Raw genomic sequence first — 7,972 nt, forward strand, 5'->3', positions numbered from 1 at the left:
CAATGAGCAAGTCCCAACCCTAATTCCTCTTTGACAATAGCCGGGTCAAATGTCGTCGAGTGAGAGACTTTGACTGCCCCAGTGCTATTACGCAACGCCATCTGCAGGGTGTTATTACAGACCACTCGCAATGAGGTAAATTGCGCCGTGGTGCAGAGCGTGCCGTCGCAGCTGGTTGCCAGCAGCAGATAGGACTTCACCAAGTCATTGCCTTTGAGTTTCAAGTCTTGGCCGGTACGGGCCAGCGCCCACAATTTACGGCCGCCCTTAAGTGAGCCAGCGGTTTCTAATTCAAAGCCGCCGATTTCCACTAAATCCTGATAGAAGTGCAGCACCTCATGGGGCTGTACCACGTTATAGCGTTGGGAGACGACCGACAGGGGTTCGAGCGTGTCGGATCGGTAAAGCACCTTGCTGTCTTTATAGGGGCGAATATGCAAGGCATCGGTAGCAACGTTAAACATCACATTGCTCTGCTCGATGGTCCAGTCCATTCCGGCAGCTTTAAGCCAGATCTCCAAGGATTGTCGTGGGGGTAAGATATTTCCGAGGCCGTGCCAGGGTGTTTGGCCAGTGTAGGCCATGGTATCGATGAGATGAGCCATATATCAATCTCCAATGAAAAAGGGGCTGGCAAAGCAGCTCCAGAGGTAGGTTCATAGAGAGAATATATATCTGAAATTTATTTGATTGAAGGTAATCGGAATGCAAGGTGACAGCACAGCACCATAAAATCAGACGGTGCTATATGAAAATGCCGGACGGCCGCCAGTAATGTTTTGGGGTTCATTTGCAGCTGATATTTTTGATATTCCAGATATTTTTGATATTCGTATCTGAAAGTATCTGGAGGGGCATGCTTGATGGGGTGCAGGGACTTTGACATCAGAGGGAGGAGAAGCGACCAGCGTACCAAGATCAACGCTGTTAGGTCGTGGTGGCACGAAAGTGCATTAACCTACGCTTTGGCAACTTGCTCCACTCCTGAAAACAATACTCTACAATATAAATATATACAATCTATTCTCGCAGGTATATTTGGCATTGATGTGCATCAAGATGTGCTCATTCATTAGGCTAAGGGTGATGATACCTGAACAGTGATTGCACAACTTTAGTTTTTTTACCCAACTCAATGATGTTTTCAACATCATCTCCAGGGGCAGATAAAAACATCATGATAGCTGAATGGTCCAAAAGGCAAACGCCGAGAGAAGAACCTGTAATACAATGAATTAGATTTTTAGATAAATCATCTGATAAGACGAATCCTGCTTCAATTAATTCTTCTACAAATGATGTATGTTCTACATCTGTGTTGATTTTATCTAGTCCAGTCAATATTTTCCCTGAGATTTCATTAAGTTTATCAAGTAGGCCGTGGTTAATAAATTCGGAGAAGTGATTAAGATTTAAACCATTATTTATAGATGTTTGTCTTGAATGTGCAACTTTTTCCTGAACGTGCGAAGTTGTGTGTCGTGCAATGGTATAATTATAAGCGTAGATAGCTTGTGCTATGATCGTATTATACGTATTTCCGCCAGATATAATAGAGTGTTTTATATATTCATCTTTAGAAAGCCATGAGTCATTGCTGTTTCCTATAACGTGCTGAGATGCACGTGTAGGGACAAAAACGATGCCTTGATGGTTTATAATGTCATTAACCTGTTGCATTAAAGAACCATTCTTAATCGCCTTCCACTTTAAATTGTACATTAATCCAATTTTTAGCACAGCTAGCGCATGTTTAATAAACCCGAATGTAGATAGATTTTCTCTATCTACACTATCGATTATGTCTAAAGCCATTGTTGGATTTTTATTTTTAATGCAGTTAAGAGCTTCTATTAGTATAGTGTATTGAGTGAAATATTTTTGGTATTGATTGGTCTTTTGTTTCGTTAGCGTGTTGATTTTGGTGACATTGTTTTTGTTAAATTCAGCCACTCTCTGATTGTAGTCCTTCGCTTTAACCGCTTGATAGGCAAGGATGTTTGAGCTGTAAGTTAAGTGGTTAGCAATAGGTGGCAGAGATACCATATTTGATAGATAAATTAATTGTTCTTCAAGTTGATATAATTGCTTGTCGTTGTCAAATCGATACACTGCTGGGGTTTCAAAAAATGAAATAATTATTTCAACGATCTCATCTAAGTACAGAGTTTTACGTTCATTCAAATTAAGATGCAATGATGTATAAGCAGCAGGTATACCTATTATTGCCCCTCCAATGTGTGCTTTTTCATTTTTAAGGTCAAGTAAAGTGTAGATGTATTGTGCAAGCAGGTTAAGTGTTTTGTTGTCTAGGGTAAGCTTCCTATAGGTGCTATAAAAATGGCCAAACATACCTGTTTTGTTATCTATATCTTGGAGGATGATTATAGCGGTGTAAGCAGCGGCTATAGGTCTAATGCTAAAAACAGAATTATCAACCTTTGCAGCAGAAAATTTGTGGTTGCAAATTTTAATGATTTGATTCAATTTTGTACAGGTTTGATTTTTTGATCCTGTTAAATAATAAAGGTATTTTAATAAGTCATTAATTAACGACTTATAGCCTTTTAAATTATACTTAATAAGTATGTCTTTATGTATGTCAAAGTAGTTTTGAATATAATTATGCATGTATTGTTTTGCAGCTTCCCTTCCAAATCGCCTCTGTCCGTTATCTTGTATCATTACATTTTCTAATCTTAGAATCTTGTCAAGATGATAATATATAGACATTTCACTTGCTTGTTGCTTAAAAATAGAAATGTCTACGCACATCAACGGAATTAATGCATTTTTAATATAAAGCTTAATTGTATCCTCGGCTGATTCTTTAAGAATATATTCCCTTCGAGCTAATGCAATATACACACTTTCTAATACATCAACATGGTTTGAAATCATGTCGGGCGATAAATTACAGCCAATATGTAAGAGTTCACATATCTCTTCTAGTCTTGGCAGGAGATCATCTTTGTCAGTTTTATTCTGAAAGTGTTCACGGTGCGCATCGAAAGGGCGTTTACTGGTTTGCTCTGTTTTCCGAGCCTCATGCCAAAGGCCAAGGGTGTCTTCTACAGAGTAGATAAATTCAGCAAAAGGATGTGTCTTCATGATTTGTCTGTTGGGTTCGTTGCAGAGTGGTTGTATGTGCATTTTTTGAACACTCAAGATGTGTTTTGTACGAACACAGTTGGATATGGGCGATTAACAATTGATTGGCGCAATTGAGAGTTGGCATGGGTGAGTACGAATCGCTCAATTTGTGCTCGCTTTATGGTTTTTTTGCTCAAAAAATGCTCACAAACTTGCCCTGGAATTGGGGCCGTAGTTTGTCTCCTTTTAACCTACACCATGGTCTCGTCATAATGCGAGCTCATCCAATCAGACGTTAGAAGGACATCACATAATGCAAGAAGCAATAGACCGCATCATTAGGATGCCTGAGCTTACAAAGATGATTAGCCTCGCTAGATCAACAATTTATGACAAGCTAAACGCCAAGTCTGCTCGGCATGACCCCAGCTTTCCCAGGGCGATAAAACTTGGCAAGTCAGCGATCGGCTGGCGTCAGAGCGAGGTCAATCAATGGATCGCAACCAGGTCACAAAGTAGTCAAACAATGGAGGTCAAAAATGAATCAACACAGAGCCATTGAAACTGTCATTGAGCGGTTAGATCAGTCCCTTTGGGATCCACTGGATGTCGTCGCCTATAGAACAAAGGCCCCGAGATTTATGATCTTGACTCAAATGTTGTCTGTTATAGCTATCGCATCGCAGCAGTTGGTAGATATTAGCCCCAAAAGTGAGATGAAAATACCGGCATCACTTTACACTCTAATTCTAGCTGCTTCTGGCGAGAGAAAAAGCACGGTCGATAAGCTACTGATGAAACCAGTTCGTGAATTTGAAAAATGCTTAGCTGAGCAGGTAGATGCTGCACAGCAGAAATATCAGATCGAACTGGAATTGTGGAATATAAAGAAAAAAGTGTTAAGGAAGGAATTAGATGAGATGCATAAAAAAGGTGATGAGCAGCCCATTATAATAGAGGCATGGCACACTCACCATTCAAATATGCCTATAGCTCCGGTAGTTAAGAGGATTTTAGCTGAGGATATAACAGTCGCAAAACTGAAGTCGATGTTAGCTGAGAAGAATACGTCATTAGCTCTGGTGTCCGATGAAGCTGGGACACTACTGTCGAGTGACTTGATGAAAGATAATGCATTGTTTAACTCACTATGGTCAGGTCAAACTATACGTGTTGACAGAGCCAATGCCCCTGAAGTTCATATTGAAGGTGCTCGTTTGACTTTGAGCATGCAAATCCAGCCTGATATATATAGAACATTCAGAGATAGTAATGGTGATGCGATGAGAAGCTCTGGATTAGACGCTCGAATTCTACTGTGTGAGCCTGAGTCAGAGATTGGCTATCGTCAAGAAGATAGGGATGATAGCGCATCACTAGATGATAAAATTAAATTAGGTAGATTTAGCTCAAGGATTGATGCATTACTGCAAGAAGGGCTCGAGATGAGAGCACAAGGCAAGGAGCGTCATTGCCTGAATTTAACAGAAAGTGCTAAGAAAATTTGGAATGACAAGTTTAATGACATTGAATACGCAATGAGGCGTGGGGAATATTTGGAGCACTATAAAGATTTTGGTTCAAAGTTTATGGAGCAGGCGTCAAGAATTGCGGCGGCACTTCATGTGTTTAAAAACATAAACTACAGAACCACGCTTGTGACTCATGAAACTATGCAGACTGCTATTGAACTAGCTGAAATATACTTACATCAAGCATTGATAATATTTAGATCGCCCGAGGCTAGGGAGTTCGTGGACGAGACACATGTTAATAAGCTACTGGAGTGGATTATTCATAACTGGAATAATGAGCTGTTTTTGAAAGGTGACATTAGACGAAGTGGCCCACATTGTGTTCGTAATTCGAATAAGCTAGAAGATGCAATAGAAGTTCTTATTGCTCGAGGAGATATCATTTGCTTTAAAAAGAAACAGTCAATCTATATTTCTTTATCTTGGAAGAAATACCCTAGGCTTGTTAGGCGCTCTTTAGTCCGCACCCGTGATAGAATTTATGTTAGCGAGCTAGTCGAATATCAAGGAAGACGCCATTCAGGAATACCATCAGTTGAACTTTTTGAGAGACCGTTGATTGACATGAGAAATAAGCTCCGACACTAATGGTTGCACCATACCCATACATTAAGGTTCAGTATTAACTGATTGCAGTACTCCGCTTAAGTAACTTAAGAGTGTTGTTATATAGGGCGGTATCATAACTGCATCTGAATTAGGAACCCTATGTTTATATTTTAGTATATATGTCCATTTGATTGAGGAGTGTATGGGTTTATTTAAATAAGCCATGATGCGGTATATGTATTATATATAGCAATACATATAGTAATACATACACTCTTATATACATCCATAGCCATGCACACTACTAACGTTCAGCAGCATACGCTATGCAATCTAACGATGAGAGGAGCATGAAGACTACATGCCTCTAAGCATGTACCACTATGGATAGCATCCAGAGCATGGTGTATTTACTTAAGCAAAAAGCACATCTATTTATTTAATTCAATAACTATACCTCCGTGTCTATTCACCAAGGTAGGGACTCCTATGTTGAATCACTTAAAAAATTCAGTATTGAAGATGAAAGCACTTACTAGATTATACACAGATAGTTACGGCCCTATGAATAGTTATTATTTAAGGCGTAGCTTAGATGTTGTGTCAGGTACCTTGGCTAGGTATCCTCGTGTTTATGCTCTGCGTGTGGATCTGCGTTTTGCTAGTGAGTCGCCTGAAGATGATACGGATACGCTGACTTGTTTACAGCGTTCAGATTCATCAGTGATCACTCGCTTTATGGAGTCACTTAAAAGCCAATTACGTGCAGACCATTATCGTCAGAAACGGCGTGGGTCTCCGTCATTACCAACCGTTATCTGGTGTCGGGAGCAGGAGTCATCGGCATCACCTCATTACCACCTGATGCTGCTGTTTAACAAAGACATGTATGCCTTCCTGGGAGATTATCGGGATTATGATGCTAACAACATGGGAACTCGGATCCAGAAGGCGTGGTGCAGCGCGTTGGGCCTCCCATACCCTGATAATGCAACGCTGGTTAACTTCCCTGTAAATCCACAATACAGGTTTGACCGTAATTCAGCGCGAAACTTAGATGAAAATTTCAGTGCATTTTTATTTCGTATGGCTTATCTGAGTAAACAAAGAACGAAGGTTGCTGATGGACAACGCAACTTCGGTTGCAGTCAAGTACGATAAGACGCTTGAGCATGTCAGTGCTCATTAGTATGCTATAGAACAATCCCTGCGTATTTAATTTAAGGATATCTATGAGTGAATTTCTGAAAGTGCTGTTGAACATCCGTAGTCTACGTGCAGCAATGCGTGAGTTGTCTCTGGAACAACTCCAAGAAGCCCACGAGAAGATTGAAGCGATTTATCTGGAGCGTCTGGAGCACGCAGAGAAAGAGCAAGCAGCCAATGCAGAACGTCAGCAAAAGCTGGCTGAGTTCCAAGCGATGTTGGCTCAGGCTGGTATTGACCCGACTGAGTTGGTAGGCTGTGCCCCAGCAGCAGCGACTGCGGCTAAAGCGAAACGAGCACCTCGGCCCCCGAAATACCGTTATGTTGAAAATGGCGTAGAGAAAACCTGGACCGGTCAGGGCCGTACACCCAAGTTCTTGGCTGAGCAACTCGAGCAAGGTCGTCAGCTGGATGACTTCCTCATCTAAATAGACAAGGCCATGCCCTCACGGTGTGGCCTTTCTTTTTACGTGCTTCGTGGCTAATTAGTGCCAGCTCTCGTTGTGACGAACCAGGAATACTAGGTAATGATCTGTCGCATGACAGAGGCCAGCTCTAATGACATTATTCAAAACATCCTTTAGCATGCGCATGATGCCACTGCCCCACGTACTGACACCGAGTTATCCCAAGCGGCAAAGCAGGGGGATGGACGAGCCCAGTATGAGCTGGCCAAACGCCTGGCGAGCAAGCCCGATTACCCCAACGCCATGCACTGGATGCAGCAGGCCGTCGAGCAGTCTGGCCCCTTGGCCGCCGATAAAAAGATCCGCGCCAGCGCTGCTTGGCAAGTGGGTGACTGGTATCAGGCCGGACTAGGTGAGCCCAAAAATCCAGTGCAGGCTACTCAGTGGTGGCAGCGTTCAGCTCGTCTTGGTAACACCAACGCCAGCTATCGGCTGGGCCTGATGTGCCAGGAGCAGCATCAAGGCAAACTGGTGAGCGAATGCCTCGATTGGTTCGAGCAGGCAGCTAAGCAGGATCATGCTGAAGCACAGTTGATCCTAGCCCGCTGGTACAGCACCCAACCGGGTGCAGATACGGACGCCATCAAGTGGCTTGAGCAAGCCGCAGAACTGGGTAACCGTGATGCCCAGTACCTGTTGGTTCAGCGATATGTGCAAGGTAAAGGGGTCGTCAAACGACCAGACCTCGCCCAGCGCTGGAACGACAAGGCTGCGGCTCAGCAGCAACGGGATGCGTTGTTACTGCAAGCCAAGCAGGCCTCACCCACCCATGCTTTCGCTACCTATCAGCGCGCTGCCAATGCGGGTTCTGCCGAGGCAGAGCTCTGGCTTGGCATGGCGTATCTGGCCGGGGAGCAGGTATCAGCCGACCCCGCTTTGGGACGTTACTGGCTGGAGCAGGCTGCTGGGCACGGCTCCCATGAAGCCGAGTACCAACTGAGTTTGCAGCAGGTGGACCGCGAGCAGCAGATCCACTGGTTAACTCGGGCTGCTGACGGTGGTGTACCAAAGGCATTGTTCGAGCTGGCGGAGCTACAGCATAAGCAAGGTGAACTGGCGCAGGCCAGAGCCAGTTATGCCAAGGCCGCCCAACAAGGACACATTCTCGCCCAGTACACCTAC

Annotated in this window: 6 protein-coding genes and 1 pseudogene; 5 read left to right on the forward strand and 2 right to left on the reverse strand. The window is 43.4% G+C overall.

Annotated features, from left to right (window positions below; genetic code table 11):
* Both OKC40_RS21225 and OKC40_RS21230 read right to left on the reverse strand, forming a co-directional pair.
* A partial coding sequence (locus OKC40_RS21225) for a DUF932 domain-containing protein (RefSeq protein ID WP_270796902.1) occupies positions 1-605 on the reverse strand: 605 nt, incomplete at its 3' end.
* Positions 606-1,077: 472 nt separating this feature from the next.
* The gene (locus tag OKC40_RS21230; protein ID WP_270796903.1) at positions 1,078-3,111 is read right to left on the reverse strand and encodes a hypothetical protein; all 2,034 of its coding nucleotides are present in this window, start codon (positions 3,109-3,111) and stop codon (positions 1,078-1,080) included.
* A 295-nt stretch (positions 3,112-3,406) separates the two neighbouring features.
* On the opposite strand from OKC40_RS21230, the gene OKC40_RS21235 reads away from it, so the two are divergent.
* The 5 genes and pseudogenes from OKC40_RS21235 to OKC40_RS21255 all read left to right on the forward strand — a co-directional run.
* Positions 3,407-3,655 (forward strand): helix-turn-helix transcriptional regulator, encoded by a 249-nt coding sequence (locus OKC40_RS21235; RefSeq protein ID WP_081000947.1) that lies wholly within the window; start codon positions 3,407-3,409, stop codon positions 3,653-3,655.
* Positions 3,633-5,216 carry a YfjI family protein gene (locus OKC40_RS21240; RefSeq protein WP_270796905.1) on the forward strand — a complete coding sequence of 528 codons (1,584 nt, stop codon included), beginning with the start codon at positions 3,633-3,635 and terminating at the stop codon, positions 5,214-5,216. Before OKC40_RS21235 ends, OKC40_RS21240 begins: the two co-directional genes overlap by 23 nt.
* A 450-nt stretch (positions 5,217-5,666) precedes the next feature.
* Entirely contained in the window at positions 5,667-6,338 is a 672-nt protein-coding gene (locus OKC40_RS21245; protein WP_270671839.1) for an inovirus Gp2 family protein, read from the forward strand.
* Positions 6,339-6,409: 71 nt separating this feature from the next.
* Positions 6,410-6,811 carry an H-NS family histone-like protein gene (locus OKC40_RS21250; RefSeq protein WP_270671837.1) on the forward strand — a complete coding sequence of 134 codons (402 nt, stop codon included), beginning with the start codon at positions 6,410-6,412 and terminating at the stop codon, positions 6,809-6,811.
* A 159-nt stretch (positions 6,812-6,970) separates the two neighbouring features.
* A pseudogene (locus OKC40_RS21255) lies at positions 6,971-7,972 on the forward strand (tetratricopeptide repeat protein); the annotation flags it as partial.

Origin of the sequence: Aeromonas sp. QDB11, assembly GCF_027705265.1 — a bacterium.
Classification (GTDB): Bacteria; Pseudomonadota; Gammaproteobacteria; order Enterobacterales; family Aeromonadaceae; genus Aeromonas; species Aeromonas allosaccharophila.